Origin of the sequence: Agrobacterium tumefaciens (assembly GCF_005221325.1) — a bacterium.
In the GTDB taxonomy this organism is placed as follows: Bacteria; Pseudomonadota; Alphaproteobacteria; order Rhizobiales; family Rhizobiaceae; genus Agrobacterium.
This window is the reverse complement of sequence record NZ_CP039889.1, coordinates 1,414,494-1,440,952: the sequence shown is the minus strand read 5'-3', so window position 1 is coordinate 1,440,952 and position 26,459 is coordinate 1,414,494. Positions and strand designations below refer to the sequence as shown.

The 26,459-nt window shown below is 60.6% G+C and carries 27 protein-coding genes and 1 tRNA gene; 16 read left to right on the top strand and 12 right to left on the bottom strand.

Translation table 11 applies throughout. The features are described 5' to 3' along the window. Positions 1-23: 23 nt before the first annotated feature. Together CFBP5499_RS21480 and CFBP5499_RS21475 are read left to right on the top strand one after the other, a co-directional pair. Positions 24-332, top strand: a complete 309-nt coding sequence (locus tag CFBP5499_RS21480) for a hypothetical protein (RefSeq protein WP_080828434.1) — start codon at positions 24-26, stop codon at positions 330-332. A gap of 259 nt (positions 333-591) precedes the next feature. Further along, entirely contained in the window at positions 592-2,133 is a 1,542-nt protein-coding gene (locus tag CFBP5499_RS21475) for a hypothetical protein (RefSeq protein WP_080828436.1), read from the top strand. 98 nt (positions 2,134-2,231) lie between these two features. Here the strand turns inward: CFBP5499_RS21475 and rpsA are convergent, their stop codons facing one another. Beyond that, the gene (gene rpsA, locus CFBP5499_RS21470; RefSeq protein ID WP_006313829.1) at positions 2,232-3,932 is read right to left on the bottom strand and encodes a 30S ribosomal protein S1; all 1,701 of its coding nucleotides are present in this window, start codon (positions 3,930-3,932) and stop codon (positions 2,232-2,234) included. Positions 3,933-4,101: 169 nt separating this feature from the next. Continuing rightward, on the bottom strand, positions 4,102-4,734 hold the full coding sequence (gene cmk / locus CFBP5499_RS21465; protein ID WP_080828438.1) for a (d)CMP kinase: 633 nt from the start codon (positions 4,732-4,734) through the stop codon (positions 4,102-4,104). A gap of 226 nt (positions 4,735-4,960) precedes the next feature. Here cmk and CFBP5499_RS21460 point away from each other — a divergent pair, with 226 nt between their 5' ends. Both CFBP5499_RS21460 and CFBP5499_RS21455 read left to right on the top strand, forming a co-directional pair. Continuing rightward, positions 4,961-5,347 carry a TIGR02300 family protein gene (locus CFBP5499_RS21460; RefSeq protein ID WP_080828440.1) on the top strand — a complete coding sequence of 129 codons (387 nt, stop codon included), beginning with the start codon at positions 4,961-4,963 and terminating at the stop codon, positions 5,345-5,347. A gap of 152 nt (positions 5,348-5,499) precedes the next feature. Continuing rightward, positions 5,500-5,575, top strand: a tRNA-Ala gene (locus tag CFBP5499_RS21455). 73 nt (positions 5,576-5,648) lie between these two features. Here the strand turns inward: CFBP5499_RS21455 and CFBP5499_RS21450 are convergent. Continuing rightward, entirely contained in the window at positions 5,649-6,152 is a 504-nt protein-coding gene (locus CFBP5499_RS21450; protein WP_080828442.1) for a hypothetical protein, read from the bottom strand. A 71-nt stretch (positions 6,153-6,223) separates the two neighbouring features. Beyond that, a complete protein-coding gene (locus CFBP5499_RS21445) occupies positions 6,224-6,598 on the bottom strand; it encodes a PAS domain-containing protein (protein WP_080828444.1) in 375 nt (124 codons plus the stop codon). 205 nt (positions 6,599-6,803) lie between these two features. Here CFBP5499_RS21445 and CFBP5499_RS21440 point away from each other — a divergent pair, with 205 nt between their 5' ends. From CFBP5499_RS21440 to CFBP5499_RS21410, 7 genes are all read left to right on the top strand, one after another. Next, positions 6,804-7,706, top strand: coding sequence for an NUDIX hydrolase (locus CFBP5499_RS21440; RefSeq protein ID WP_080828447.1), 903 nt, complete (start codon positions 6,804-6,806; stop codon positions 7,704-7,706). Between the two features lie 69 nt (positions 7,707-7,775). Next, positions 7,776-8,747, top strand: coding sequence for a quinolinate synthase NadA (nadA, locus tag CFBP5499_RS21435; protein WP_175416846.1), 972 nt, complete (start codon positions 7,776-7,778; stop codon positions 8,745-8,747). Beyond that, positions 8,744-10,312, top strand: a complete 1,569-nt coding sequence (locus CFBP5499_RS21430) for an L-aspartate oxidase (RefSeq protein WP_080828450.1) — start codon at positions 8,744-8,746, stop codon at positions 10,310-10,312. Before nadA ends, CFBP5499_RS21430 begins: the two co-directional genes overlap by 4 nt. 1 nt (position 10,313) lies before the next feature. Continuing rightward, complete coding sequence (gene nadC / locus CFBP5499_RS21425) at positions 10,314-11,171, top strand: carboxylating nicotinate-nucleotide diphosphorylase (RefSeq protein ID WP_080828452.1); 858 nt, start codon at positions 10,314-10,316, stop codon at positions 11,169-11,171. Positions 11,172-11,316: 145 nt separating this feature from the next. After that, on the top strand, positions 11,317-11,568 hold the full coding sequence (locus tag CFBP5499_RS21420; protein WP_080828456.1) for a GlsB/YeaQ/YmgE family stress response membrane protein: 252 nt from the start codon (positions 11,317-11,319) through the stop codon (positions 11,566-11,568). 12 nt (positions 11,569-11,580) lie between these two features. Continuing rightward, positions 11,581-11,991, top strand: a complete 411-nt coding sequence (locus CFBP5499_RS21415) for a DUF3597 domain-containing protein (RefSeq protein WP_080828458.1) — start codon at positions 11,581-11,583, stop codon at positions 11,989-11,991. A gap of 22 nt (positions 11,992-12,013) precedes the next feature. Further along, positions 12,014-12,202, top strand: coding sequence for a hypothetical protein (locus CFBP5499_RS21410; protein ID WP_080828462.1), 189 nt, complete (start codon positions 12,014-12,016; stop codon positions 12,200-12,202). A gap of 71 nt (positions 12,203-12,273) precedes the next feature. Here the strand turns inward: CFBP5499_RS21410 and cydX are convergent, their stop codons facing one another. From cydX to CFBP5499_RS21375, 7 genes are all read right to left on the bottom strand, one after another. Beyond that, positions 12,274-12,396 carry a cytochrome bd-I oxidase subunit CydX gene (gene cydX, locus CFBP5499_RS21405; RefSeq protein ID WP_006313811.1) on the bottom strand — a complete coding sequence of 41 codons (123 nt, stop codon included), beginning with the start codon at positions 12,394-12,396 and terminating at the stop codon, positions 12,274-12,276. A gap of 22 nt (positions 12,397-12,418) precedes the next feature. Then, positions 12,419-13,576, bottom strand: a complete 1,158-nt coding sequence (gene cydB, locus CFBP5499_RS21400) for a cytochrome d ubiquinol oxidase subunit II (RefSeq protein ID WP_080828464.1) — start codon at positions 13,574-13,576, stop codon at positions 12,419-12,421. A gap of 6 nt (positions 13,577-13,582) precedes the next feature. Further along, a complete protein-coding gene (locus CFBP5499_RS21395; protein ID WP_080828466.1) occupies positions 13,583-15,160 on the bottom strand; it encodes a cytochrome ubiquinol oxidase subunit I in 1,578 nt (525 codons plus the stop codon). Positions 15,161-15,227: 67 nt separating this feature from the next. Next, positions 15,228-16,919 (bottom strand): thiol reductant ABC exporter subunit CydC, encoded by a 1,692-nt coding sequence (gene cydC / locus CFBP5499_RS21390; RefSeq protein WP_080828468.1) that lies wholly within the window; start codon positions 16,917-16,919, stop codon positions 15,228-15,230. Next, on the bottom strand, positions 16,916-18,691 hold the full coding sequence (gene cydD / locus CFBP5499_RS21385; protein WP_137066449.1) for a thiol reductant ABC exporter subunit CydD: 1,776 nt from the start codon (positions 18,689-18,691) through the stop codon (positions 16,916-16,918). Before cydD ends, cydC begins: the two co-directional genes overlap by 4 nt. An 18-nt stretch (positions 18,692-18,709) precedes the next feature. Then, the gene (locus tag CFBP5499_RS21380; RefSeq protein WP_080828471.1) at positions 18,710-19,288 is read right to left on the bottom strand and encodes a GbsR/MarR family transcriptional regulator; all 579 of its coding nucleotides are present in this window, start codon (positions 19,286-19,288) and stop codon (positions 18,710-18,712) included. 494 nt (positions 19,289-19,782) lie between these two features. Next, a complete protein-coding gene (locus CFBP5499_RS21375) occupies positions 19,783-20,814 on the bottom strand; it encodes an L-idonate 5-dehydrogenase (RefSeq protein WP_080828472.1) in 1,032 nt (343 codons plus the stop codon). A 216-nt stretch (positions 20,815-21,030) separates the two neighbouring features. Here CFBP5499_RS21375 and CFBP5499_RS21370 point away from each other — a divergent pair, with 216 nt between their 5' ends. The 3 genes from CFBP5499_RS21370 (at position 21,031) to CFBP5499_RS21360 (ending at position 23,878) form a co-directional block, all read left to right on the top strand. Further along, positions 21,031-21,786 carry an SDR family oxidoreductase gene (locus tag CFBP5499_RS21370; RefSeq protein WP_080828475.1) on the top strand — a complete coding sequence of 252 codons (756 nt, stop codon included), beginning with the start codon at positions 21,031-21,033 and terminating at the stop codon, positions 21,784-21,786. Between the two features lie 88 nt (positions 21,787-21,874). After that, positions 21,875-22,768, top strand: coding sequence for an NAD(P)-dependent oxidoreductase (locus CFBP5499_RS21365; RefSeq protein ID WP_080830145.1), 894 nt, complete (start codon positions 21,875-21,877; stop codon positions 22,766-22,768). Between the two features lie 126 nt (positions 22,769-22,894). Continuing rightward, complete coding sequence (locus CFBP5499_RS21360; RefSeq protein WP_080828477.1) at positions 22,895-23,878, top strand: aldose 1-epimerase; 984 nt, start codon at positions 22,895-22,897, stop codon at positions 23,876-23,878. A gap of 17 nt (positions 23,879-23,895) precedes the next feature. On the opposite strand, the gene CFBP5499_RS21355 is transcribed toward CFBP5499_RS21360, so the two are convergent. Then, the gene (locus tag CFBP5499_RS21355; protein ID WP_080828478.1) at positions 23,896-24,357 is read right to left on the bottom strand and encodes an Lrp/AsnC family transcriptional regulator; all 462 of its coding nucleotides are present in this window, start codon (positions 24,355-24,357) and stop codon (positions 23,896-23,898) included. A 167-nt stretch (positions 24,358-24,524) separates the two neighbouring features. On the opposite strand from CFBP5499_RS21355, the gene CFBP5499_RS21350 reads away from it, so the two are divergent. Further along, the gene (locus CFBP5499_RS21350; protein ID WP_080830146.1) at positions 24,525-25,238 is read left to right on the top strand and encodes an aspartate/glutamate racemase family protein; all 714 of its coding nucleotides are present in this window, start codon (positions 24,525-24,527) and stop codon (positions 25,236-25,238) included. Then, positions 25,239-26,009 carry a class II glutamine amidotransferase gene (locus CFBP5499_RS21345; RefSeq protein WP_080828479.1) on the top strand — a complete coding sequence of 257 codons (771 nt, stop codon included), beginning with the start codon at positions 25,239-25,241 and terminating at the stop codon, positions 26,007-26,009. The last annotated feature ends 450 nt before the right edge of the window (positions 26,010-26,459 follow it).

Here is a 26,459-nt window from a genome sequence, read left to right as displayed (position 1 = left end):
CGAAACATGATGTGAGTTCAGACATGACCGATATTTCCGGCCTATCCGGCAGCCTCGTTTACGACAACGAGCCCGATGCGGCGCAGGCGCTGCTGGCCATGGCCGCCCCGCCACTCGTTCCCGATGACGCTGCTTTCACCGCAGCCGGTGACGAGGGCCCGCCCGTCGCGCCCGGGGAGATGCAACCGGAACGAAGCCTTCCCAAAGCAAGCTGGCTCGACGCCATGCCACCCGAGGCTTTTGAGGCTGCAACCAGCGACCCCGACCATATTTCCTCGGTCAATTCTGACGATAACGGCCTTTACCGCATGTTCATCGGCGTTTCACCCTGACCGCATCGTCGCGCGCAATTCGTTAGTTAGCCAAATCTTAATAACTGCAAGCCAAGATTGAACCAGATGATTCTGTATGCGCAGAAACCGGAATAACGGCCGGAGCGCATATGGCGCTCCCGCATGAGCGGGCGAGATGACACCTGTACATCACCGGCGCGGCGATTTTTCAACATTCAAGCCAGATGCGGATCAGAGAGCCAATGGGGATTGGTCTTTTCGCAGCCAGCCGCGGTCACCGATAGGAACGGAGCGCAGCATGTTACCGCCTGTACCGAAAATTGCGGCAGCCGATGCCGCCTATGGCACCACCGTACCGCTGACACCGCGTGCACAGGTGAAGGACGCCGTGCCACCGCAGGCGACCAATCCCGTCCCTGAAAATAGCAGCAACCTTTTCGCCCGTGCCGCAATCGCTTCCCTTACCAGCGAATTCCAGCTTTCCCGCAGCACCGCAGTTCTGGCGGAAGCACTGGGCAAGCTGATGAACCTGCCGCGGCGGGATGGCGAAGCCATAGAGACCTATGTGACGCGGCTGACGGAGGCCCTGCGCACCCTGCCCGCTACCCAGCGTATGGCGCTGGAACAGCAGGTCGGAAAAGCCTTGCAGGGCCTGACCCTTGCGATGCTCGCCGAAATTCTGAAACAACCGACCGGGCCGGATGCTGCCCGCCTGGCGCTGCTGATCGAACTTTCCCGCTACAGGGGAATGGATCTTGCGACAAAGGCGGTGGTGTCTTCCTATCAGCAGAACAACCCCGCTCCCGCACAGCCCACCCAGTCGAAACCGCAGAACGCCCCGAGCCAGAATGGAGAAAGCCGCCAGAACCCGGCCACAACGGCACAACCGGCGAATTCCGCGATAGCGAGCCGGCTGCTGCCCCTGCTTATCGGTCCGCTTGCTTTCAGCGGCGCGGCGGTGAAAGCCACGGTGGCGGCGCTGATCGCACAGCCGGATGCCCGTCTTCCTCTTGCCGCCCCACTTGCCGACACAGCTGAACCACCGGGCGAAGCGACGAAACCGGGTGCTAAAACAGAAAACACGCTGCGTCCGCTTCCAGCGCCAACGAACAGTGCGCCGAAAGAAGTCCCGGCAGAGCCCCGCCCGGCCAATCCGCCACGCGCGGAAGCCAGCGAGACACGCCCTGCCATTCCGCACCGCGAGATGACGAAGATCGAGCAAAAGGATCCTCGCCCGGTCTTACCGTCCATCGTCGCCCAGGCGGAAAACGACGGCGAGACTATGGCCAATCTTCTGCTGGCCGCCGCGACCGGCAAACTTCCCGCCAGAGCGAACACAACACAGCAGCCTCCCGTCGCACCACAGAGCATTCCGGCGCAGCCTCTCGAAGACCAACTCGCCGAAAAAAGCGCGCTCGCGACGGCCGCTGCCCGCCCTTCGGGCGACGAAACTGAGACCACGGCCCATCGCCCCGATGCCCAGCCGCTGTCCCGTGGCACATTGGATCCGGAAGTGAGAATGGCCATGCTGGAGCAATCGGCCTCGCAATCCTTGATCGCTGCTGCTTTCGCAAAAGACGGTACGCCGTTGCCGCTCGTCGCCTACCCGCCAGCGGATGAAGATTATGAATCCGAAACACCGCCCCGTGGCGGCGGTCCATTTTCAGAGGATGAAGCGGAAGGCGAAGCCGAGGCAGGCGCTGACAATTCCGGTGGTCAGGACGATACGGAAGAACGCATCGCCGCCAATGACGTGATCGACGAGCCGGAAAGCGCGCCCGCAGCGACTTCCGACGACAGCGCGGAGAATTATTATCTCAGGATGAGCGGCATGCTTTGAGAAGAGTGCGGCTGTACCCGCTCACCTGCTCAACATACGACCAATAAAAAACCCGCCGGAAATTCCGGCGGGTTCTTCATGTCAAAAGATCGGAGCGATTATTCGCCGCGGTTCTTCAGAGCCGCGCCGAGGATGTCGCCTAGCGAAGCGCCCGAGTCGGAAGAACCGAACTGTGCGACGGCTTCCTTCTCTTCAGCGATTTCCAGAGCCTTGATCGAAAGCATGACCTTGCGGTCCTTCTTCGAGAAGTTGACGACGCGAGCGTCGAAAACCTGGCCAACTGCGAAACGCTCCGGACGCTGATCGTCACGATCGCGTGCGAGGTCGTTGCGGCGGATGAAGGAGGTGATGTCCTCGTGGTTGACGAGCTTCACTTCCACACCACCGTCGTTAACGGCGATGACTTCGCACGAAACGACTGCGTTCTTGCGCAGGTCGCCGGAGGTTGCGGCTTCACCGACAGCATCCTTGCCGAGCTGCTTGATGCCGAGCGAGATGCGTTCCTTTTCGACGTCAACATCGAGAACGACGGCCTTGACCACGTCACCCTTGTTGAACTCTTCGATGACCTGTTCGCCCGGACGGTTCCAGTCGAGATCCGACAGGTGAACCATGCCGTCAACATCGCCTTCGAGGCCAATGAACAGGCCGAATTCGGTCTTGTTCTTGACTTCGCCTTCGACTTCAGTGCCGGCCGGATGGCTGAAGGCAAATGCCTGCCACGGGTTTTCCAGCGTCTGCTTGAGGCCGAGCGAGATACGGCGCTTGGACGGATCGACTTCGAGAACGACAACGTCAACTTCCTGGCTCGTGGACAGGATCTTGCCGGGATGTACGTTCTTCTTGGTCCAGGACATTTCGGAAATGTGGATCAGGCCTTCGATGCCCGGCTCCAGCTCAACGAATGCACCGTAGTCGGTGATGTTCGTGACCGTACCGGAGATCTTCTTGCCAACCGGGTACTTGGCGGAGATGCCATCCCAAGGATCCGACTCGAGCTGCTTCATGCCGAGCGAGATACGGTGGGTTTCCTGGTTGATGCGGATGATCTGAACCTTGACCTGCTGGCCAATGTTGAGGATTTCCGAAGGATGGTTGACGCGGCGCCATGCCATGTCGGTAACGTGCAGCAGGCCGTCGATGCCGCCGAGGTCAACGAACGCACCGTAATCGGTGATGTTCTTGACGACGCCGTCAACAACCTGGCCTTCTTCGAGGTTCTGAACGATTTCAGAACGCTGCTCGGCACGCGACTCTTCGAGAACCGTGCGGCGCGAGACAACGATGTTGCCGCGACGCTTGTCCATCTTGAGGATTTCGAAGGGCTGCGGGTTGTGCATCAGCGGGGTAACGTCGCGGATCGGACGGATGTCGACCTGCGAACGCGGAAGGAAGGCAACAGCGCCGTCCAGATCGACGGTGAAACCACCCTTGACCTGGTTGAAGATGACGCCTTCGACGCGCTCGCCAGCTTCGAACTTGGCTTCGAGCTTGACCCAGCTTTCTTCGCGGCGAGCCTTCTCGCGCGACAGAACAGCTTCGCCGAGAGCGTTTTCGATGCGCTCGACGTAAACTTCGACTTCGTCGCCGACCTTCAGCGTGCCGTCCTTGGACTTCGCGCCGAATTCCTTGAGCGGAACGCGACCTTCGACCTTCAGACCGACGTCAACGATCGCGACGTCCTTCTCGATTGCCGTGACGATACCCTTGGCAACATAGCCTTCGGCAAGATCGTTAGAGGCAAAGGATTCTTCGAGAAGCGCTGCGAAATCGTCGCGCGTGGGGGTAGATACTGACATGAAATCTCCTGAATGCATCCGCTTGAGGGCGAATACAAAGCGCCGGTGGGCTAGTGTTGTTGATACCCGAACCCATGCCCGCCTTTTTAAAAGGCTTTCCGGCGCAAGGACATGTCTTCAGGCAATTCCGGACTAAACGCAGACGGCGGCAAGCCGTTCCGCGAAAAACCTATCTCTTCAGGGCGGCGTCGATAATCGTGCGCGCGGCCTGAAACGCCGCCTCTATACTCATTTCCGACGTATCTAGCAAGTGCGCGTCTTCCGCAGGCCTCAACGGGCTGTCGGCGCGGCCCATGTCGCGCTCATCGCGCTTTTTCACCTCGGCGAAAATGGCATCATAATCGTCATTACCGCCATTGGCCAGAATTTCATCGTAACGGCGCCGTGCCCGCACGTCGGCGGAGGCCGTGACGTAAAGCTTCACCGGCGCCTCAGGGCAGACAACCGTTCCGATATCGCGGCCATCCAGAACCGTGCCCGGCTCCCTCAAGGCAAAAAGCTGCTGGGCCTTGACGAGCGCACGTCTCACCGGCGTCATCACAGCAATTTTCGACGCAGCCTCGCCAATCTCGTGCCGGGAAAGAACGGTGCGGTCGAGCCCGGCAAGGTCGAGTTCCAGCGCCATTTTTTCCGCCACCGCCTCGTTATCGAGCGGCAGGCCGGCATCCAGAAGCGCCTTGGCGGTTGCCCTGTAGGTCAGCCCGGTATCGAGATGATGAAAGCCATAGGTCTCCGCGATCCTGCGCGAAAGCGTTCCTTTGCCCGCCGCAGCCGGCCCGTCTATGGCAATCGTAAAGGTCATGAAGCGTCCCGTCTGTGCATCCGTTATAGATATAATAAAGTGTGTAATGCCTCTCTTTTTATATAAGCATTCACACATAGGGCTTGCGCCATGGGAGGCAGCACCCGAAGTTTGTCTTTGACACGAAAGAGCGCAACGATTAAGGGGACCGGCTATAAATTTTACCGTCTATGCCGGTTTTACGGCGTACACACCGAAACTCATTCGACAATTTGAGGCTTAGACAGTGGCAAAAACGGAACTTGGTACCAAGCGTACAGACCCCGATACCGGCAAGAAATTCTACGATCTGAATCGCGACCCGGTCGTTTCTCCCTATAGCGGCAAGTCCTGGCCGCTCTCCTTCTTCGAGGAAAGCACGGCTCAGGCCAAGATGGAGCAGGCTGAAGAAGAGGAAGTGGCGGAAGTCGACGCCGAAAACACGGAAGTCGAACTCGTGTCGCTGGAAGATGCCGACGGCGACAACAGCGGCGACGAAATCCCCGATATGGGCGACGACGACGACGTCGAAATCGATGACGATGACGACACCTTCCTCGAAACCGACGACGAAGATGACGACGACGACATGTCCGGCATCATCGGCGTACCGGGCGACGACGAAGAAGCTTGATTTGACTTGATAATTCGGCCCGACGACAAAAAAATGACGCCGGGCCGTTTTTTATGCTTGCACTCGCCGGAAAGCCGCAGTAGTAAGCCGCCACCGAACGGAACAACAGCCGCTTCGGTTCCCGGAACCGGAAGAAATGCCGGAACCCTTATGGGGCTATAGCTCAGCTGGGAGAGCGCTTGCATGGCATGCAAGAGGTCAGCGGTTCGATCCCGCTTAGCTCCACCAAATCTTCCCAGACAAAAATATCGCGCATCCGGCCAACCGGTTTATCGTTGCGCAGCACCGCCTGAAGCAATTGTTATTGCAACAACGCCCGCACATCCTGCCCGTTGATCCGGCACTCGACAGGCCGGGGCGCACCGCTCTCCTCCCCCATCTCGCGACACTCCAGATATCTGCCGCGCAGGCGGTTCTGAAGCGCCTTGAAGGCATTCAGCCCGCAGGCGTAACGGCGGCCGTCGGGGCCGGTACAGACTCGGTTGCGCTCGAGCTCCTCCACGCCGGCGAGACGGAATTCCTGGCCCTTGAAGGCGAAACGGCTGCTAGAGATCACCCTCAGGCGCTGATCGGCGTGCATTTTCAGCGGATAGAGATCAGGCGGTGTCGGAATACGCTCAAAAGTCTGGCTGCGAGGATCCACCCGCACCGGCGTGGTCGTCCACAGCAGTTCCGTATTGGCGGCCAGGCCCGCCGGCGCGGAGGTCGCCTCGCCATTGACAAGCGAAGCAATGCGGATGCCTGATATGCCAAGGCCTATGGCCAGGGCGATCTGAAACAGCAAAATTGCGATCTGCCGGACCATGTCACCGCAACATCAAACAATGAACGACATAAAATAGATGGGCCGCCTCATAAAGCGCGGCCGGCTTCACGTCACATCAATAAAACCTTGCCTGCGCTGACATCCCGCACCGTACCCATGGCCATGATCGGAATCCGGTCGCCATCCAGGATCACTCTTCCCGTCGTCCGCAACCAGCGAAAACCACCGGATTTGAGCCGGATGCGATATTCCTGATCGTAGAACACGCCATTCGTCAGCGAATTATAAACCGCCTTGGCGACGCGGGCCCGCGAGCCGCTTTCGATCTGCGCGATGAAGTCTTCGACCGGAATGCCGCGGGCGGCTTCTTCCGGGGAAAATTCACGCAGGCGGGCGGTCACGGCATCCAGATAGACCAGATTTTGCCCGACGTTCCAAGTGTAGTAACCCACAAGTGTCTCTTCGAGAGATATGTTTTCCAGCATCGGCCTTCTACAGTCTGAAATGCTTGTGTCGGGTCTTTAACATACATGACGGCAGACGGCTAACCACAAGAATCATCCTTTCGTCTGACGACAATCCTGTTTTCGCGCCGACCTTATCGACAGGCCTTTTCGGCCGCCATGTTGGCGAAGCAACCTTCCTGTGCCAAGAAGGCTGATACCGCAGCCAGCGACCAGAGGAGCCGCCGTGACCATCGGGCTTGCCCATGCCGAACTCATCGCCGTCGTCACCGCCATCACCACGGATGAACCGCGCGTCATGACCGTTCGCGAAGGTGCTGCCCTTCCCTCGGGCCCGTTCGAATTCGGGCACAGGACGCTTCAGAGCGGGCTGCGGGAATGGATTCACGAACAGACCCATCACCCCGTCGGTTATCTCGAACAGCTCTATACTTTCGCCGACCGCGACCGCAACAACGAGATTTTGGGCGGCAGAACCATCTCCATCGGGTATCTCGGCCTGGTGCGAGAACAGGAAGCTTCCGGCGGCAAACGCGCCCTTTGGCATGGCTGGTACGAATATTTCCCCTGGGAAGACCACCGCCAGGGATCTCCTGATATTCTCGGCGACATCATCGACAGGCTGCGCGCCTGGGCCGATTCCGATCCCGCCAGCAAGACACAGCGTCACCTGCGCGCCGATTTCACCTTCGGGCTGGATGGCGGCGGCTGGAACGAGGAACTGACCCTGCAGCGTTATGAGTTGCTGTATGAGGCGGGGCTGGTCGAGGAAGCGCAGGGTGAACCGCGGGTCAATTTCGGCAGGCCGATGTTTGCCGACCACCGCCGCATCCTTGCCACCGGCATTGCCCGCCTGCGCGCCAAGATCAAATACCGGCCGGTGGTGTTCGAGCTTATGGCTGATAGCTTCACCCTGCTGCAATTGCAGCGCGCCATCGAGGCGCTGGCCGGGCTGACATTGCACAAGCAGAATTTCCGCCGGCTGATCGAACAGCAGCAGCTGGTGGAAGAAACCGGCGATATGGCGACCGAAACCGGCGGCCGCCCCGCAAAGCTTTTCCGCTTCCGCCAGACCGTTCTCGATGAACGCGCCCTTTCCGGAACGAAACTGCCCCTGTCCCGCAATTGACATATACTCACAATGAGAATATGTCTTCGCCCTAGATATACTCAGAAAGAGTATAAATGGGAGAGCACCGTGAACGAGCAGATTTCCGCCGCTAGCCTTTATGACCGCGTTGCCCGCGTCATTCCCAAGGCCGAATGGATGAGCTTTCAGGATGATGTGGAGGCAATTCTCGAGCTAAAGCGCAAGCGCAACGCCGTCATCCTCGCCCATAACTACCAGACACCGGAAATCTTCCACGGCGTCGCCGATATTGTCGGCGACAGTCTCGCGCTTGCCCGCAAGGCGATGGAGGTGGAGGCGGATGTGATCGTTCTTGCCGGCGTGCATTTCATGGCCGAAACGGCAAAGCTGCTCAATCCGGAAAAAACCGTGCTCATTCCGGATATGGCAGCGGGCTGCTCGCTCGCCGATTCCATCACGCCCGAAGACATCGCGCTTCTGCGCAAGGCCTATCCCGGCGTTCCTGTCGTCACCTATGTGAACACGTCTGCGGCAGTGAAAGCGGCTTCAGACATCTGCTGCACGTCAGGCAATGCCCGCCAGGTGGTGGAATCGCTCGGCGTGCCGCGCGTGCTGATGCTGCCGGACGAATATCTGGCGAAGAACGTCGCCAAGGAAACCAATGTCGAGCTGATCGCCTGGCGGGGCCATTGCGAAGTGCATGAGCTTTTCACCGCAGACGACATCAGGGAATTGCGGGAAAGCCATCCCGGCATCGTGGTGCTGGCGCATCCCGAATGTCCGCCTGAGGTCGTAGACGCTGCGGATTTCTCCGGCTCCACCGCCGTCATGTCTGACTATGTCGGCCGCGAGCGCCCCGCCCGCGTGGTGCTTCTGACGGAATGCTCGATGAGCGACAACGTCGCCGTGCATCACCCCGATGTCGAATTCATCCGTCCCTGCAATCTCTGCCCGCATATGAAGCGCATCACGCTTGGCAATATCCGCACGGCACTGGAGGAAAACCGCCATGAGGTGACGGTCGATCCCGCCATCGCCGATGCCGCCCGCCGCGCCGTGGAAAGGATGCTGCAGATATGAGCGAACTTTTGCCGCAGCGGGACTGGACGGTCATTGTCGGCAGCGGCATTGCCGGGTTGATGGCGGCGCTGACGCTGGCGCCGCAGCCCGTGCTGCTTGTGACGCGCGGCGCGCTCGGCGGCGAAACCTCAAGCGCCTGGGCGCAGGGCGGCATTGCGGCCAGCCTCGGGCCGGATGATCGCGCAGCCCTGCATGTCGCCGATACGCTCGCCGCGGGCGACGGCCTTTGCGATGAAGATTTAGCGGTTGGTATCGTTTCCGCCGCCCCCGCCGTCATAGATGCGCTGGAGCGGGCGGGCGTTCGCTTCGACCGCGACGCCGGCGGCAACTATGTCTTCGGGCTGGAAGCCGCCCATAGCCGGCGGCGCATTCTGCATGCCGAAGGCGACGGGTCGGGCGCGGCCATCGTCAGGGCGCTTGCCTATGCCGTTCGCCGTACGCCTTCGATCACGGTTCTGGAAGGCACGGAAGTGCGCCGCCTGTTGACGGAAGACGGCGTCATCGCCGGTCTCGCCTGCGCCGGCCCGAACGGCAGCTTCCTTCTGCCGGCAAGCCGGGTGGTTCTCGCCACCGGCGGCCTTGGCGGACTTTATGACGCCACGACCAATCCTTCCGGCAATTTCGGACAGGGCATCATGCTCGCCGCCCGCGCCGGCGCCATCCTTGCCGACATGGAATTCGTGCAGTTTCACCCGACAGCACTTTCCTCCCCCCGGCGACCGCTGGCGCTGGTGAGCGAAGCTGTGCGGGGTGAAGGCGCCCTGCTTCTCAATGAAAACGGCGAAAGGTTCATGGCGGCGGTCCCGAGCGCGGAACTGGCGTCGCGCGATATTGTCGCCCGCGCCATCGACCGCGAAATTCTGCGCGGCGGCAAGGTCTTTCTCGATGCCCGCCAGGCGCTCGGCTCCGGTTTTTCCACCCGTTTCCCGTCGATCGACCTGCTCTGCCGCGAGGCGGGAATAGACCCCGCCCGTGAACTCGTGCCTGTCCGGCCGGCGGTGCATTATCACATGGGCGGCGTCGCCACTGATGATAAAGGCCGAAGCTCGGTGCCGGGCCTCTGGGTTGCGGGTGAAACCGCCTGCACGGGCCTGCACGGCGCAAACCGGCTTGCCAGCAACTCCCTGCTGGAAGCGGCCGCGATGGGGATGCGTGCGGCGCAGGATATTGCCGACCGGCCCGCATCTGCGGCAAGGCCAGAGGCTGCCGTCTCGCTCAAAGCGACAGCTGATTTTTCACGCGCCGATCTCACCGCTGTCAGGCCCATCGTTTCCCGTCATCTCGGCATCGTCAGACATGCTGCGGGGTTGGCCGAAGCCGTCAGGGACTTACTGCCACTTGCCGAGCGGAACGGCCCGGCATCCGACCCGGCCGTCGTCGCACTCTCCATCGCCGTCTTCGCGGCCCTACGGATGGAATCGCGCGGCGCGCATTTCCGCGACGATTTTCCACGAAAGGACACGGTGGCGGCGAGACGCCGGCTGGCGCTGAACGACATCATCACCATCGCCCATGAGCTTTCTTCCTCCAGCCTTTCAACAGCCGGTTTCGCGCGGAGCGCCTGACATGACCCTTTCTCCCCTGCCACGTCTCATCATCGAACCGCTCGTGCGCAACGCCCTTCTGGAAGACCTCGGCCTTGCAGGCGACATCACCGCCGCCTCCGTCATCCCCGCCGATCATCGCTCGGTCGTTGTCATGGCGGCGCGGGAGCCGGGCGTCATCGCCGGCCTTGATGCGGCGGAACTTGCCTTCCAGCTTGTGGACCCGGCGATCAGGATGAACAGGCACATTCCAGATGGTGCGGCCGTGGCGCCCGGTGATATCATCGCAACCATCGAAGGGCCGTCACGCGGGCTTCTGACCGGGGAACGCACGGCGTTGAATTTCCTCGGGCACCTCTCGGGCATCGCCTCTGTCACCGCAAAAATCACCGCCGCCATTGCCGGCACCAAGGCTTCGGTCGCCTGCACCCGCAAGACGACGCCGGGGCTTCGGGCGCTGGAAAAATATGCCGTGCGTGCCGGCGGCGGCATGAATCACCGTTTTGCGCTTTATGATGCCGTTCTCATCAAGGACAACCATATCGCGGTTGCCGGCAGCGTGCGTGAGGCCATCCGCCGTGCGAAGCAGGGCGTTGGACATCTCGTCAAGATCGAGGTGGAAGTCGATACGCTCGCGCAGCTGCACGAAGCCATGGAAGAGGGCGTGGATGCGGTTCTTCTCGATAACATGACGCCGGAGCAGCTGCGCGAAGCGGTGGAGATCGTTGCCGGGCGCGCCATCACCGAGGCCTCCGGCCGCATCAATCCGCAGACTGCCCCCGCCATCGCCGCAACGGGCGTCGATCTCATCTCCGTCGGCTGGATTACCCACAGCGCGCCGGTTCTCGATATCGGGCTGGACTTTGAGAGCCAGGGTTGAGTTTGCGGTAACGTACACGCCTTACGGAACAAAAGTTCAGCGTCTTCGTTAATAATCGCCTGGGGTCAATTCAAGGCGGGGGGACGTGCGCAAAAAATGCGGGTCCATATGCCTTTGACCTCTCTGTAGAAAGGAAAGGCTTGTTATGGAAGACGCACAAGTTGGCTGGATTGCAGCAATCATCATCGGCGGCGTAGCCGGTTGGCTCGCCGAACAGTTCATGAAAAGCAATATGGGTGTTTTCATGAACATCATCCTCGGCATTGTCGGCGCCATCGTCGCCAATTTCCTTCTGGGGCTCATCGGCGTCTCGCTCGGAGGCTGGATTGGCTATCTCATCGCCGGTTTCATCGGCGCCTGCATTCTCATCGCCATCGGGCGGGCATTTCGCAGATAAGGGGACGATAAAATGAGCTTTTTCGACAAGATCAAGAACGCGATTTTCGGCAAGGCCGAGGCCGCGCCGCAGACGTCGGCACCGGCCGGAACACCGACAACCACCGCAAGCCCGGCAGCACCGGCCCCTGCTTCACCGGCACCGACAGCTCCCGCGCCCACCGGCAACGTCGACGTCGCCTCAATTCTGGATGCGGCAGTCAAGAAGAACGGACAGAAGCTCGACTGGAAACATTCGATCGTCGATCTTCTGAAGGCGCTCGATCTGGACAGCAGCCTGACCGCCCGAAAGGAACTGGCGAGCGAACTCGGCTACACCGGCGACACCTCGGATTCGGCGACCATGAATATCTGGCTACACAAGGCGGTCATCAAGAAGCTCTCCGAAAACGGCGGCAAGGTTCCGGCCGACCTTCTGGATTGAACCGATAAACGGGAGAACCGCCATGGACGATTATTCCAGACTGAGAGAGCAGATCGGTCAGGATCTCGACACCCTGCACAGGACCGAGAACCCGAAGTCGATTTTCGAAATCGCCGATGACTATCTGCTGGGAGATCCAAATCTCAAGCGAACCATCGTCGAAGACATCATCAAGGAAGAAGCGGACAAGCGCGGTATCGCGATCCACTGAAGACACACGATAAGCGCGGTTTTATGCGAAGGGCGGCACCAGACCGGGTGCCGCCCTTTTTGCTTCAAGCGTTACTTTTCCGGCTTCGCTTCGGCCTTTTTCGCATTTTCTTCCATCAGCTCATACCACATGGCGTTCATGACGGCGAAGATGGCGGCGAGAGGCAGGCCGAGCAGCCAGGCGAAATACCACATGTTCGATCTCCTTCTTTCTTGATCAATACGCATGACCGCTGTCGTCGCGGATCGCCTTTTCATCCACCTTGCCCCACAGCACGCGGTAGACCCACGACGTATAAGCGACAATGATCGGGATGAAGATGAGGGCGACGACGAGCATGATGAAGAGCGTCATATGGCTTGACGATGCGTCCCAGACCGTCAGGCTCGATCTCGGATCGACCGAAGACGGCAGGATGAAAGGAAACATCGTCAGCCCGACCGTTGAGATGATACCGAAAATGGCGAGCGAACTGGATAGCAGTGCAAGGATCTCTCTTCGGGCGCGGAACAGAATGAAGGCGACAAGCGGAAAGACAAGACCGAGTGCCGGCGCAAGCATCATCCACGGATGTGCCGCATAATTCGAGAACCAGACACCACCCGCCACCTCAACCGTTTTCGATAGTGGATTGGACGGTCCGTCCGTCACCACCTCGGAAGTAAAACGATACCCATCGATACCGAGCCACAGAAAGACGCCGCCAAGCGCGAAGAGGACTGACGTTGCCAGCGCCGCGACGCTGCCGAAGCCGCGGGCGCGGGCCGCCACCGGACCATCCGTCTTCAGCACCAGCCAGGCCGCACCGTGCATGACGAGCATGGCCACCGAAACGAGGCCGCAGAGGATCGCATAGGGATTCAGGAGTTCGAACAAAGTCGTGCCGTCATAGAAAATCCGCAGATCGTCATTCAGATGGAAGGGAACACCCTGCAGCACGTTGCCGATCGCAACGCCAAAGATCAGCGCTGGCACGAAACCGCCAATGAAAAGAGCCCAGTCCCAGCCAGTGCGCCATGCAGCGCTCTCGCGTTTGGAGCGATATTTGAAACCGACCGGCCGCAGGATCAGTGCAAACAGGGTGGCAAACATCGCCAGATAGAAGCCTGAGAACGATACCGCGTAGAGCGGCGGCCAGGCGGCGAAGATCGCGCCGCCGCCGAGGATCAGCCAGACCTGATTACCTTCCCAGACCGGGCCGATGGAATTGATGACGACACGCCGCTCGATATCCGTTTTCGCGACGAAGGGCAGCAGCGCGCCGGTGCCGAGATCGAAACCGCCGGTAACGGCAAAACCGATCAGCACCACGCCAAGCAGCAGCCACCAGATGACGCGGAGGATTTCGTAGTCGATGAGTTGGTGCAATATCATGATCGTTTACTCCGCAGCGACGAGTTTTTCAGGAACGAGCGGCGCTTCCGGCTCATGGTCCGGGTCTGGCCCCTTGCGGATCGCCTTCAGCATCAGCCCCATTTCGACGATGAACAGCACCGTGTAGATGGCGATGAAGCACAGGAGCGTTATGAGGACCGTTGAAGCGCTGAGGCTGGAAACGGCGGCGGCCGTTGGCAGCACACCCTCGATGATCCATGGCTGGCGGCCGAATTCGGCGACCACCCAGCCCATTTCGGCGGCGATCCACGGCAACGGAATGGCAAAGACCGCGACCTTAAGCAACAGCGGATAGTGATCCAGCCGGCGGCGGGCCGAGAGATAGAAGAAGGTCGCCGTCAAGAGGATGAAGAACATGCCAAGGCCGACCATGATGCGGAACGACCAGAACAGCATCGGCACATGCGGGATGGTGTCAGCCGCAGCTTTGGCGATCTGCTCTTCGCTCGCCTGACGCGGATCATCGACATAACGTTTCAGCAGCAGGGCATAACCAAGCTCGTGGCCAAGTTCGGCAAAGGTGCCGCGCACCTCTTCCGGCAACTCCGCGCCCTTGCCGGTGGCCCGTATCTGCATCAACGCGTCATAGGCCTTGATGCCGTCGCGGATGCGGGTCTTGGCCTGCTCGACGAGATCGTTGATGCCTGGGATTTGCGTATCGAGCGAACGGGTGCCGATGAGGCCCATCACCCACGGGATCTTCACCGCAAAATGCGTCTCGCGCGCTTCCTGATCCGGAAAACCGATGGCCGTGAAGGGGGCGGGCGCAGGCTCGGTTTCCCACATGGCCTCGATGGAGGCGAGCTTCATCTTCTGGTGTTCTGTCGAGAGATAACCGCTTTCGTCACCCAGCACGACGACCGAAAGCGCAGACGCCAGACCAAAGGAGGCGGCAACCGTCATCGACCGCTTGGCGAGATCGACATGGCGACCCTTCAGCACATACCAGGCGGAAACGCCGAGTACGAAGATGGAGGCCGTCACGTAGCCGGCGGAAACGGTGTGGACGAATTTCGCCTGCGCCACCGGGTTGAACAGAACCGCGAAGAAGTCAGTCACTTCCATGCGCATGGTCTGGGGGTTGAAGGCGGAGCCCGTCGGGTTCTGCATCCAGCCATTGGCGATCAATATCCACAGCGCCGAAAAATTCGAGCCGATCGCCACGCACCATGTAGCAACGAGATGGCCGAGTTTCGACAGCTTGTCCCAGCCGAAAAAGAACAGGCCGACGAAGGTGGCTTCCAGGAAGAAGGCCATCATGCCCTCGATGGCGAGCGGCGCACCGAAGATATCGCCGACATAATGGCTGTAATAACTCCAGTTCATGCCGAACTGGAATTCCATGACGATGCCGGTGGAAACACCGAGCACGAAATTGATGCCGAACAGGGTGCCCCAGAATTTCGTCATCTGCCGCCAGATCGCCCGGCCGGTCATGACATAGACCGTCTCCATGATGGCGATCACCACCGAAAGCCCTATCGTCAGGGGAACGAACAGGAAGTGATATAAAGCCGTCACTGCAAATTGCAGGCGCGACAGCGCCACTATGTCGAGTTCCATAGTCTTACCCACCTTTTCTGGAAGGCCGGCCTTCCATTTCAAAGACGACGCCGGCTCTCAAAAAATCTCAGTCCGGGCGCAGTGTGTTCAGCACTACGCCGTATTCCGGGGTGCCGCTTTGACATTGATCAAGTTGGCGCCCCTCTTTCAGCACGATGATACGATCGGCAAATTCCGCCTCACGGCGATTATGGGTGATCATCACGACGGTCTTTCCCTCCGCCCTCGCAAACAACCGGGTGAGCACGTCGCGGGCAGTCTCGCCGTCGAGCCCTTCCGTCACCTCGTCGAGAAGCCAGAGCGGCCGGTCAGCGAGCAGGAAACGGGCGAGCGCCAACCGGCGCGACTGGCCGCCGGAAAGACCCTGACCGGCCTCCCCGAGCTTCGTTTCCAGCCCTTTCGGCAAGGTTCTGACGTGTTCGGCAAGGCCCGCTGCCTTGAGCGCGTCCCACAACTCGGCCCCTGATGCCGCAGGTTTTGCCAGCCGCAGATTGTCGGCGATGCTGTCACGGAAAAGCTGGCTGCGCTGCGTCATCAGGGTGGACGGCAAAGCACGGACCGAACCCGCAGCCGGCCGCAACTCGCCGGCCACCAGCTGGACGAGGCTCGTCTTGCCCGCACCGCTGGCGCCGACAATCGCAACCCGTTCCCCGCAGGCGATTGCAAGGTTGATATTCGTCAGGACCGGATTGCCGTTTCCTTCCCGCTCCAGACGCACGCCTCTAAGCTCCGCCGCGATGCCACTCGCGGGCAAGGCAGGACAGTGCGCCTCGGCCGTTGCAGAGAGGCGCGGCGCAATACGCCTTGCGGAAAACAGCGTGCGGCCCAGTTCCATCGCCCCGCGGCGAAGCGCCGTGAAAGGCTCCAGCGCGGCGAAACAGACCAGCAGTCCGAGTGCGGCGGCTGGTGCACTCACCGCCTCATGCTCCGCCAGCCATGCCATGCCGAGAAGGGCGGCACTCAAGAGAATGGCCGCTGAAACGCCGAAGGAAAAACCGGCATTGGTCTCTATGTGGTTGAGGCTGTCATCACAGGCAGCGAGATAGTCATCCGCCCGCTTTACCGCCGCAATCTGCGCAGAAAGCCGGCCGGTGGTCAGCAGCTCCGTCTGTCCGCTGACCAGATCAGCCGTGCGGGCACGCAAAGCCTCAAGCCCGATGGCCCGCCGGCGCGAGAATTTTTCCGCCAGCAGGGCAGAGCGCGCAGAAATGCCCAGCCCCACCGCGATGAGGAAGGTTGCCGCCAGCACACCGGCAAGCGGATGCAGGAAAGCAAGCCCGAAGCCGGTTGCGAGCGCGGCGAGGATGGCGACGGCGGCGGGAACAAGCACGCGCAGATAGAGCGAATCCAGCGCGTCGATATCCGCCGTCAGCCGGTTCAGCAGGCGTGCTGGCCGCGCCTCCAGAGATTTGGCTGCCTGCGGTGCGGCAAAACCGCGAAAGACTTTCTCCCGAAGCGCCGCAAGCACGGAAAGCGTGGCTTCGTGGGTCGTCATGCGCTCGCCATAACGGGCGGCGGTGCGCGCCAGCGCCAGAAGGCGAATGGCGGCCGAGGGGGCAAAGACATCGAAGGCGAAGGCCGTTGCCGGCAGCAGGCCGGCAATGGCCGTCGCGGTGATGAACCAGCCGGAGACGCCGAGAAGGCCGATGCCCGCCAGAACCGTCGTGACGGCCAGAACCGCGCCCGCAAGCAGCATGCCGCGCCGCGTCGACCAGAACAGGGCGATGACGGGTCTCAATATGGCAAAACGCGCGATCATGGCTGCCCCCTCGAATGGATCGCCGTCATATCCACGATCCTGTCCATGCGTGCCGCAAGCACCGGATCATGGGTCGCGACGATCAATGTCCTGCCCTTTGCCAGTTGCAGCAGGTTATCCGTGACGAGAGCCGCCGTTTCCCGGTCGAGATGCGCCGTCGGCTCATCGGCCAGAACAAGCTGCATTGCGGGGTCTGCGAAAGCGCGCGCTATGGCGAGCCGCACCGCCTCCCCGCCCGAAATGCCATATCCGCCGTCACCGATCTGCAAATGCCGGCGCGCCTGCGTCAAACCATCGAGCCCGGTACAGCGCACGGCCTCTTCCACCATGTTGTCGCTGACCGCCGGGCGGCCAAAACGAATATTCGCCTTCAGGGACCCGGCAAAAAAGAAAGGCTTCTGGCTGACCCAGCCGATCGTTCTGCGCAGCCCATCGGCGGTTGCATCATCAAGCGCGACGCCGCCGATCCTGATCGAGCCCTCACCCGCCTCAGCCAATCCGGCAATCAAGGAGAGTACAGTGGATTTGCCACAACCGGAAGGCCCAAGAATCGCCACTCTCTCGCCCTGCTGAACCGTCAGGTTGAAATTCCTGAGGACAGGCGGAGCCCCCGGATAGGCGAAGGAAAGATTGTCCATCTCAAGGAGGCCGGGCGTCGAAGATGGAGCGCGCACCACTTCCGCGCCCTCGCCCAAGATGGTCGCACCGCCGGCCGTCAATCTGTCGAGCGCATCGAGCGCCGCCTCGCCGGCCGCACGGTCATGCCAGACGGCGGAGAGTTCTCGCAATGGCTCGAAAAAGGCCGGTGCAAGCAGCAGGATGAAGAGGCCCTCAGCCAGCGTGAGCTTTCCGCCCCAGGCGCCGAAATCGAGAAAACCGAGCAGGTGGAAACCGATATAGACGGCAGTCATGGCAACGCCGATCGCCGCAAAAAGCTCCAGCACCGCCGACGAAAGGAAAGCGATCCTCAGAACGGCCATCGTCCGCTTCTTGAGGTTCTGCGCATCGGCACCAAGGCGCGCCGCCGTCAGGTCAACGGCCTTGAGCGTGCGGATCGTTTCCAGCCCGCGCAGGCGATCGAGCAGGAAGGCATTCATATTGCCCGTCTCGGCCAGCTGCTTTTCACTGGCAGCCTTGGCCTGCCAACCGATCAGGGCCATGAAAAGCGGGATGGTGGGCATGGCGAGCAGAAGCACCAGCGCCGCAATCCAGGTGAAGGGCAGAATGGCAAGCACGAAAACCAGGGGAACGATGGTGGCCTTCATGCGCGCCGGCTGAAAACGGGAAAGATAGGGCACCAGCGCTTCCGCAGCCTCCGCCACGACGCCTGCCGCCTCACCCGAGGCCGTGCGCGACAGATCGAGCGGGGAAACCTTCGCCACGGCCAACAGCGCCTCGACCCGCCGTTGCGAAAGTGCTGCGCGTGCGGCCCGGAAGGATAGCCGCGCCGCAACTTTTTCCAGCCACGCCTTGAGAAGCCCGAGGATAAGGACCGCAACGGCCGCCGGCACGATCGCCATCATCGGCTCGCCATCGGCAATTTTTCCGACTGAAAAGGCCAGCAGGCCCGCCTGCGGCAGCCAAAGCAGCGCCGGCAGAACATGCAGCAGGGCGACGGATCTGCCAACCGCGGGCGCATGTTGCGTTTTCACCGCGGCCTTGTCGTGGGCAGCATTGCGCCGGGTTCTGCCAAAGGATCGCCGTTGCCCGGCACCGGCCACGGGACAGTCTACGCCTTCACCATCGGCCGACCGGGGGATTTGTGCGGACATGGTCACGACCGATCACCCTCACCCGTTCTTCTTCGCGCCACGGGGTCTGGCAAGCGAGACGATCTTGTCCTTCGCCTCCAGAAGCTTCGTGACCTTCGAACCGAGCGCCAAAAGCGAGGCCAGCCTCTCCGTCTCCAGCCGCTTCACATCGTCATACCAGCCGGTCAGCTGCTCGATCAGCGTCTTCATCTCGTCGATGCGCCTTTGCGCATGCCGCTCATCTTCGTTTTCCGGTGTCTCCATCAGGATTTCGCGCAGCACGCTGAGGGTGGGATCGATCTCGCGCTTTTTCCGCTCTTCGGCGAGCGTGCGCAGAATCTGCCAGACATCATCAGGCGTCGTGAAAAAATCGCGCCTGTCACCGGGGAAGTGCTTGAGAATTGCAAGGTTCCACGCCTGAAGCTCCTTCAGGCTCATGGACACGTTGGAACGGGAAATGCCAAGCGCCTCGACGATCTCGTCCGCACAGAGAGGCTGCGGCGAAATGTAAAGCAAAGCATAGACTTGGCCGACGGTGCGGTTGATTCCCCAACGGCTGCCCATCTCACCGAAATGCAGCACGAAGGACTGAACGAGCGGTGACAGGCTGGCTGGCATTTCTTCACTTCCTGAATTTTCAGTAATTTCTGAAATTTCGATAACGCAAAAAACCCCAAGCAGCAAATCACCTTTTTGACCTGCGTCAAAATGCGCAAGCGGGTTGAGCAGATCGGCAAAGGACGGTCAGGGCCGCAAGATATGAGACCGTATTCTCCGACATCAGAGCGGGTTGCGATATTTGTTGGGGTCGCAGCCTCACCTCCGTCATTCCGGCCCAGAGCCGGAATCCAGACGCGCGTCTGCGCGACGGGGGGGTGTCTTCAGCCCAAGGACTTGGGCTGGCTGGATACCGGCTCAAGGCCGGTATGACGGACAATTAGGCGTAGCCTTCCATGAAGCTACCCGATTACATTACGGCCTTAAGACAACCAATGATATCGATAACATCTCTCCACATCGCGCCACACGAAAAAACACGCACAAAAAATCGGCAGCGGAATTATCCGCCGCCGATTGAAAATAGCTTCATCCCTGTTAGTCAGCAAATACGCTTACGAAAAAGCGATCTGCACCTTCATGGCGCGGCTGCGATCCGAGGCGAATTCGAAGGCCGAGATGGCGTCGGCAAGATCGACGGTCTGGGTGATGAAGGGTTTGACGTCGATCAGGCCCTTGCGCATCAGCTCGACGCCGGTGGCGAATTCCTCATGGAAGCGGAAGGAGCCGCGCAGGTCGAGTTCCTTGGCGGTGATCGCCATCATCGGCAGGCTCATATCGCCGCTAAGCCCGAGCTGGACGATGATGCCACGCGGCCGCAGTGCCGTAATGCCGCCGGCAAGCGCCACGGCCGCACCCGAGCATTCATAGAGAATGTCGAAGGTTCCCTTGTTTGCGCCATAAGCGGCAAGCGCATCGGGCTCATCCTTGCTGTTGATGACACGGTCCGCCCCCGCTTCGCGCGCCTTGGCAAGCGTGAAATCGGAAAGGTCGGTGGCAACGATTTCAGCCGCACCCGCCCGGCGCGCGGCCAGAATGGAGAGGATGCCGATGGGGCCGCAACCCGTGACGAGCACGCGTTTCCCCAGCAAATCTCCGGCGCGACGCGTGGCATGCAGCGTCACCGCCAGCGGTTCCGCCATGGCGGCTTCGCCGGCGCTGAGACCATCGGCCGGCACGCATTGCAGGGCGTCCGCCACCAGAACTTCGCGGAACGCACCCTGAATATGCGGGAAGGGCATGGCGCTGCCATAAAACCGCATGTTGAGGCACTGGTTGTGCAGACCCTCCTGGCAGAAGCGGCAGGTCCGGCAAGGGCGGGACGGCGAAACCGCCACCAGACCGCCGATCTTCAGCCCCTCAACGCCTTCACCCAGTTCCTCGATGACGGCGGAAACCTCATGGCCCAGCACCATGGGTTCGCGGAGCCGCACGGCGCCGAAACCGCCATGATTGTAGTAGTGCAGATCACTGCCGCAAATTCCGCCTCTGGCCAGACGAAGCCGCACCTCGCCCGGTCCCGGCTTTTCCTCCGGCCGGTCTTCGATGCGTACATCCTTTGCCCCATGGGCGACAATCGCTTTCATGACAACTCCCGTTCAAGCGCGCGCCACTGCGGCGCATAAAAATTCCGTATCCAAATTGCTGCGGGAAGGCGCGCCTTGACCCGCCTTGCCTGTTCGCTACCCACCCGATACGTAACGAAAACGGGCGCGTCAGCCTTGACATCCGCCCTTAAACAGATGAATGTTATCGGTAACATACATCTTCATGAATGCAATGTCGAGAGACTGGAGGAAACAGTGGGCCTTAATTTGTTCGATCTTTCCGGCCGCCGCGCCCTGATCACGGGTTCGTCCCAAGGTATCGGCTTCGCGCTGGCACAGGGGCTTTCGGAAGCCGGGGCGGAAGTGGTGCTGAACGGGCGGGACGAGGCGAAGCTGAAAGCCGCCGCCGCCGGCATCAAGGGCGCGAGAACGCTTGCCTTCGATGCAACCGATCATGAAGCGGTGCGCAAGGCTATCGATGGTTTCGAGGCGGAAGTCGGTCCTATCGATATTCTGGTCAACAATGCCGGCATGCAGCACCGCACGCCGCTCGAGGACTTCCCGGCCGATGCCTTCGAGCGCCTGCTGCAGACCAACATCGCCTCGGTGTTCCACGCCGGACAGGCCGCCGCGCGCCACATGATTTCGCGCGGACGCGGCAAGATCATCAATATCGCCAGCGTTCAGACAGCACTTGCCCGTCCCGGCATCGCCCCCTACACCGCCACCAAGGGTGCGGTCGGCAATCTGACGAAGGGCATGGCAACGGACTGGGCCAAATATGGCCTGCAGTGCAATGCCATTGCGCCCGGTTATTTCGACACCCCGCTCAACGCCGCCCTTGTCGCAGACGAGACCTTTTCGGCCTGGCTTGAAAAGCGCACGCCGGCCGGCCGCTGGGGCAAGGTGGAAGAGCTTGTCGGCGCCTGCATTTTCCTGTCGTCCGATGCCTCGTCCTTCGTGAACGGCCATATTCTCTACGTCGACGGCGGCATCACAGCCTCGCTTTAAAAATGCCATTTCCGGATGGTGGGCCGAGGCCGCCATCCGGATGTGGCCCGACGATACCACGACACCTTGGGAGGAGGCCGTGAACAGCATGACCGAGAAGAACAAAGTCGCCCTCATCGGTGCCGGCGCCATGGGCGGCGCGATCGGCGCGCGGCTGGTGGAGACCGGCAATCACCTGACGGTTTTCGATCTGGATGCGGAAAAAGTGGCGGCGCTGACCAGCCTTGGCGCGGAGAGCGCCCGCACCGCGGCGGAGGCCGCCGCCGTTTCCGACGTGGTCATCCTCAGCCTCAATTCGCCAAAAATCGTCCGCATCGCCGTCTTCGGCAAGGATGGCGTGGCGGCCGGGGCAAAGCCCGGCACGCTGATCATCGACATGTCTTCCATCGACCCGGAAGCGACCAGGGAACTGGCGGCCGATGCCGCTGACAAGGGCCTGCGCTGGGTGGATAGCCCGCTTTCGGGCGGCGCGCCCAAGGCGCTCATCGGGCAATTGACGCTGATGGCCGGCGGCAACGACAGGGATGTAGCGGATGCGCACCGCGTGCTGCAGCATGTGGCCAGCAACTACACCCATATGGGCCCCTGTGGCGCCGGGCAGACGACCAAGCTCATCAACCAGGTTCTCTGCGGCCTGAACTTCCTTGCCGTGGCGGAAGCAACGCAACTTGCGCTGGATGCCGGCGTCGATGCCGCCAAAATTCCGCAGGCGCTGAAGGGCGGCCGTGCCGACAGCGCCATCCTGCAGGAATATATGCCGCGTTATGTGGCGAAGGATTATCGCCGCACCGGCCGCATCGACAATATGGTCAAGGATCTGAACGGCGCGCAGGATCTCGCCCGGCGCACCAACACGGCCATGCCGCTGACGGCGGTTTGCGCCGAGGTGCACCGCATGCTGACGGCGGCGGGGCTCGGCGGAGAAGATCAGGCGGCGCTGATGGAATTTTTCAGCGGCGCAAAACGAACCTTCCCGGACTGATCTCCATGGATGTGTGCGGCGCATCATAGCCATTGCGAAATGTCGCTGCAGCGAAGATGATCGGGCGAATCGGCGGGCAAATCAGACCGGCCGCCGCAGATGCATGCATGCAAAGGACAATTCCCGATGAGCACTTCCGCAACAGGCACGGGAATTGCGGGTCTTACCGTTTCCGGAAACGGTTTTTGCGCCGAGATCGCCTATGAGGGCGCAACGCTTCTCAGCTGGCGACCGCTCTTTGCCGATGGCGAAAAGGGCGAGGATCTGGTCGACGGATATCTGACGGCTGCGGAGTTGCAGTCGCAGAACGGCGTGAGAAACGGCATTCTCGCACCCTTCACCAACCGCATTCCGCAAGGCCGATATGATTTCGCTGGAGAAACGCACCACATCGAGCCGGTGCTTGCCCATGAAAATCTTGTTTTCCACGGCTTTGCCCGCGCCCTGCCCTTTGTTCTCGACCGGTCCTTCGAGGAAAATGATGCGCAGCATCTCGTCTTCAGGACGGAAATAGCGCCGGGAGATTTCAAGGGTTATCCCTATCGGCTGACTATAGAGGTGGAATATCGCTTTGCCGGCCACGACGTCACCATCGACATACGCGGCATCAATCGCGGCGACCGGCCCCTGCCTTTCGCCGCCGGCTGGCATCCCTATTTCCGCCTGCCCGGCACGGCTTCCATCGACGACCTTCTTCTCACGTTACCCTCGCGAACCGCGATCGAAACGGACGAGAATCTGATTCCCCTGCGGGACCCACAGGGCGGGATCGTCAAACGGGACGACACCCGCTTTCTCTATGCGCCGTTATCCGGCCATGTGCTTGATGTCTGCTTCACCGACCTGATCGCATCCGAAAACGGACTTTACGAGACACGGCTCGAAAACCAGCATGACGGTTCAAACCTCACGGTTTGGCAGGAGCGTGGCCACATGCATGTCTTCACCGGCGATACGCTCGCCCGCGACAGGCGGCGATCCATCGCGCTCGAACCGGTGGAAACGCCCACCAATGCCTTCAACCATGGGGAACTCGCAGCTGCAATTACCTTGCAACCGGGCGAAACGCGAAGCTTCCGCTTCGGTGTCCGTTTCGAGGCGGGCCGCTGACAGGGACTAGTGATCCCTCAGATATGCGTTGTCGGCAGCGATGAAGACAGCTTCACCGTCTCCATGGAGATATAGGCGGACATGTCGTAAAGCTGAACACGGCGCAGAATCTGTTTGTAGACCGTGTCGTAATATTCGACATTCGGCAGCACCAGTTTCAGAATATAGTCGAAATTGCCGGTCAGCCGGTGAACCTCGACAATTTCAGGTATGGTACTGACGGCCGCATGGAATTTGTCCAGCCAGTCTTCCGCATGCAGCCCCGTCCTCACCAGCAGGAAAACCGTGGTCGGAAGGTTGATCTTCCGCCGGTCGAGCAGCGCCATCGTGCCCGTCACATACCCCTCCGTGCGCAGCCGCGTGATGCGGCGCGAACAGGCGGATAGCGACAGAGAAACCTCCTCCGCGATATCGGCGAGCGGGGTTTCGGCATTCTCCTGGAGAATCGCAAGGATTCGGCGGTCACGATCGTCAATCATCCGTAAAGAATGCACAGGTTAACGCAACAACGCAAGAATTTTGCAGAGCTTACGCAAATAGCGCTTTATGCTTGCATACGCAGCCTGAAATCCCCGAAAAAACGCACGCCGTTTTCGTGGCGGCGATGGCATCCTTGTCTTCAATCAAACTCGATAAGGGGAAACTTATGAAACGCATCGGCCTGATCGGCGGCATGAGCTGGGAATCCACCGCAACCTATTACCGCATGATCAACGAGGCCGTGCGCGACAGCCGCGGCGGTCTGGTCTCGGCCGATATCGTCATGCATTCGCTCGATTTTTCCGAGGTTGTCGCCCTTCAGAAGGCTGACCGCTGGGATGAAGCCGGCGCGCTTCTGGGTGCTGCCGGTGCGCGCCTTGCCAATGCCGGTGCCGATTGTGTGCTGATCTGCACCAACACCATGCATCTCGTTGCGGACACGGTTGAGAAAATGTCGGGCGTCGCGCTCATCGACATTATCGACGAAACGGCCGCCGCCTTGAAAGCGGACGGACGCCGCAAGCCGCTGCTGCTCGCCACCCGCTACACGATGGAACATGGCTTCTACACCGACCGCATGCGCCACCACGGCGTCGACGTGGTCGTGCCCGAAGCGGACGACAGAGCCGCCATCCACGACATCATTTTCGGCGAACTCTGCCAGGGCGAAATCAAGTCCTGCTCGCGTGAACGCTACCTTGCGGTCATCGAAAAGGCCCGTGCACTCGGCGTCGATTCCGTCATTCTCGGCTGCACCGAGATTTCCCTGCTGATCGATCCCGATGCGCTGCCGCTGCCGGGTTACGATTCGACCGCCATTCACGCGAAGGCCGCCGTCGGCTTCGCACTCGGAGACAAGGCATTCGACAGAGCCGCATGAATGTGCCGCCTTTTTGCCTATTCCGGTAAACCTGTCTGGCTCGACAGCCTGCTGATCGAGCCGGAAGCATCGCTGGTCAGCCAGTCCATGGCCGCAAGGGAAGCAAAAACCGTCGTTAACGGCGATGGCTGCGGCCTTGGCTGGTATGGCGAACGGGGAACACCCGGCGTGTTTCGCGACACCAGGCCCGCATGGTCCGACGCCAATCTGGCCGCGCTTTGCCAACAGCTCCGCTCCGGCATGTTCATGGCCCATGTCCGCTCCGCCACATCAGGCGAGGTATCCCGCGCCAATTGCCACCCCTTTGCGCATGGCCAATATCTGTTCATGCATAACGGCCAGATCGGCGGTTACGAGCAGATAAGGCGCGACATAGACTCCCTTATCCCTGACGATATCTATGCGTCGCGACGCGGCACCGGCGACAGCGAAGCCATTTTCCTTATTGCCGCCGGCCTTGGTCTCGATGCGGATCCGGTTCGCGCCATTTCCACTGCACTGCGCCTCTGCCAGGAAAAGATGATTGCGGCGGGCGTGTCTTCGGCCTTGCGCTTCAGCGCGGTGCTGATGGATGGCGACTGCGTGCATGCCTTCCGCTGGTCGAGCGACGACAAGCCGCCGACGCTCTACTGGCGCGGGCTGGAAGAGGGCATTGCGTTGAGTTCCGAGCCCTTTTCCTTCGATTGCACCCCCTGGTGCGCCGTTCCACCGAACACCAGCGTGACGATCCGCGCGGGGGAAATGGTGGCCCAGCCTTTTTACCTGGGGTGAACACGGCGATATCGCCCGGTTTCACGCAGCCGCCACCGGGGACCGGTGCGGCTGCGGCGAAGAGCCATTTATTTTCATTGAATTTTTGCAGCCTCGAAGGCTAGTGTGTGATCCAAGACATCAGACCGAACCTGTATGAGTTTTCGGCCCGGTGTTTAAACATGATAATTGAGCGAAACAGATTTCAGGACCGGTGAACCATTTAAAAGTGTTGCAGCCTCTTTCCCTTTTTTGAACGATGCCCGGCATCGCAACCACCACGCAAACCTTCTCGGTAACGGCGGATAAAGGGCCGGCAATGCCTTCGGCGATCCTTGGGACGCGGAAGAAAAAGTCTTATTTTTCATAATCCTAACCCGTTCAACTTTCCGCAAAAATTGCTGTTGCCACGCCTCCATATCGATGCATAAACTGGCATCAGCAAAGGCAACACGGATCGACCTCTCAGAC

What these genes read in the sequence shown, in the direction of transcription:
- CFBP5499_RS21480 (WP_080828434.1), top strand. Translation starts at nt 24, where the DNA reads ATGACCGATATTTCCGGCCTATCCGGCAGCCTCGTTTACGACAACGAG.
- CFBP5499_RS21475 (WP_080828436.1), top strand. Translation starts at nt 592, where the DNA reads ATGTTACCGCCTGTACCGAAAATTGCGGCAGCCGATGCCGCCTATGGC.
- rpsA (WP_006313829.1), bottom strand. Translation starts at nt 3,932, where the DNA reads ATGTCAGTATCTACCCCCACGCGCGACGATTTCGCAGCGCTTCTCGAA.
- cmk (WP_080828438.1), bottom strand. Translation starts at nt 4,734, where the DNA reads ATGACCTTTACGATTGCCATAGACGGGCCGGCTGCGGCGGGCAAAGGA.
- CFBP5499_RS21450 (WP_080828442.1), bottom strand. Translation starts at nt 6,152, where the DNA reads ATGGTCCGGCAGATCGCAATTTTGCTGTTTCAGATCGCCCTGGCCATA.
- CFBP5499_RS21445 (WP_080828444.1), bottom strand. Translation starts at nt 6,598, where the DNA reads ATGCTGGAAAACATATCTCTCGAAGAGACACTTGTGGGTTACTACACT.
- CFBP5499_RS21430 (WP_080828450.1), top strand. Translation starts at nt 8,744, where the DNA reads ATGAGCGAACTTTTGCCGCAGCGGGACTGGACGGTCATTGTCGGCAGC.
- nadC (WP_080828452.1), top strand. Translation starts at nt 10,314, where the DNA reads ATGACCCTTTCTCCCCTGCCACGTCTCATCATCGAACCGCTCGTGCGC.
- CFBP5499_RS21420 (WP_080828456.1), top strand. Translation starts at nt 11,317, where the DNA reads ATGGAAGACGCACAAGTTGGCTGGATTGCAGCAATCATCATCGGCGGC.
- CFBP5499_RS21415 (WP_080828458.1), top strand. Translation starts at nt 11,581, where the DNA reads ATGAGCTTTTTCGACAAGATCAAGAACGCGATTTTCGGCAAGGCCGAG.
- CFBP5499_RS21410 (WP_080828462.1), top strand. Translation starts at nt 12,014, where the DNA reads ATGGACGATTATTCCAGACTGAGAGAGCAGATCGGTCAGGATCTCGAC.
- cydX (WP_006313811.1), bottom strand. Translation starts at nt 12,396, where the DNA reads ATGTGGTATTTCGCCTGGCTGCTCGGCCTGCCTCTCGCCGCCATCTTC.
- cydB (WP_080828464.1), bottom strand. Translation starts at nt 13,576, where the DNA reads ATGATATTGCACCAACTCATCGACTACGAAATCCTCCGCGTCATCTGG.
- CFBP5499_RS21395 (WP_080828466.1), bottom strand. Translation starts at nt 15,160, where the DNA reads ATGGAACTCGACATAGTGGCGCTGTCGCGCCTGCAATTTGCAGTGACG.
- cydC (WP_080828468.1), bottom strand. Translation starts at nt 16,919, where the DNA reads ATGATCGCGCGTTTTGCCATATTGAGACCCGTCATCGCCCTGTTCTGG.
- cydD (WP_137066449.1), bottom strand. Translation starts at nt 18,691, where the DNA reads ATGTCCGCACAAATCCCCCGGTCGGCCGATGGTGAAGGCGTAGACTGT.
- CFBP5499_RS21380 (WP_080828471.1), bottom strand. Translation starts at nt 19,288, where the DNA reads ATGCCAGCCAGCCTGTCACCGCTCGTTCAGTCCTTCGTGCTGCATTTC.
- CFBP5499_RS21375 (WP_080828472.1), bottom strand. Translation starts at nt 20,814, where the DNA reads ATGAAAGCGATTGTCGCCCATGGGGCAAAGGATGTACGCATCGAAGAC.
- CFBP5499_RS21365 (WP_080830145.1), top strand. Translation starts at nt 21,875, where the DNA reads ATGACCGAGAAGAACAAAGTCGCCCTCATCGGTGCCGGCGCCATGGGC.
- CFBP5499_RS21360 (WP_080828477.1), top strand. Translation starts at nt 22,895, where the DNA reads ATGAGCACTTCCGCAACAGGCACGGGAATTGCGGGTCTTACCGTTTCC.
- CFBP5499_RS21355 (WP_080828478.1), bottom strand. Translation starts at nt 24,357, where the DNA reads ATGATTGACGATCGTGACCGCCGAATCCTTGCGATTCTCCAGGAGAAT.
- CFBP5499_RS21350 (WP_080830146.1), top strand. Translation starts at nt 24,525, where the DNA reads ATGAAACGCATCGGCCTGATCGGCGGCATGAGCTGGGAATCCACCGCA.
- CFBP5499_RS21345 (WP_080828479.1), top strand. Translation starts at nt 25,239, where the DNA reads ATGTGCCGCCTTTTTGCCTATTCCGGTAAACCTGTCTGGCTCGACAGC.